This is a genomic window from Bacillus sp. L_1B0_5 (genome assembly GCF_000836715.1).
Classification (GTDB): Bacteria; Bacillota; Bacilli; order Bacillales; family Bacillaceae_G; genus Bacillus_A; species Bacillus_A thuringiensis_S.
On sequence record NZ_JXIS01000191.1, the window covers coordinates 1 to 669 of the forward strand.

Here is a 669-nt window from a genome sequence, read left to right on the forward strand (position 1 = left end):
TTATTCGTACCACTAGCAGCTTGTGTAGCAAGATCACGCATACGAAGTAAGATGTTAGAAATTGAGCCTAAAGCAGCGTCACCAGTACGTAGAGCAGACATAGCGTCTTGCGTGTTACGAGCTCCGACGTTTAATCCGCCTTCTTTCGCACGCATACGAGTAGCGATAGCTAATCCAGCCGCATCGTCAGCCGCACTGTTAATAGATTTACCGCTAGATAAACGATTCATCGCAGTATTCATTTTGTCTTGGTTTTGTCGCATGTACTCTTGCGTACGCATACTGTTAATATTTGTATTAATTCTCATATAAAGAACCTCCATTTTTTTATCTTGAATTTTTAGTTATATATAAATCTCTTTGATTACAAAGAGATTTATATAATCAAATGGCTTATTGTAATAATTTAGAAACCATTTGTGGTGTTTGGTTAGCTTGAGAAAGCATGCTGATACCAGCTTCGTTCAAGATTTTGAACTTAGTCATTTCAGACATTTCTTTTGCCATGTCAGCGTCTTCGATTTGAGAAGCAGCAGAAGCCATGTTAGTAGCTTGGCTAGTTACGTTGTTTAAGTTATGGTCTAAGCGGTTTAATTGAGAACCGAAAGTTGCTCGGGCGTCAGCGACAGCTTGAATAGCAGTATCAATTTTACCCATTTCAGTTGTTGC

At 39.0% G+C, this 669-nt stretch carries 1 protein-coding gene and 1 pseudogene; both read right to left on the bottom strand.

All coding sequences use genetic code 11. The features are described 5' to 3' along the window. Positions 1–308: pseudogene (locus RT27_RS31610) on the bottom strand (flagellin); the annotation flags it as partial. An 85-nt stretch (positions 309–393) separates the two neighbouring features. After that, on the bottom strand, positions 394–669 hold a 276-nt coding region (locus RT27_RS31615), incomplete at its 5' end, for a flagellin (RefSeq protein ID WP_043939274.1).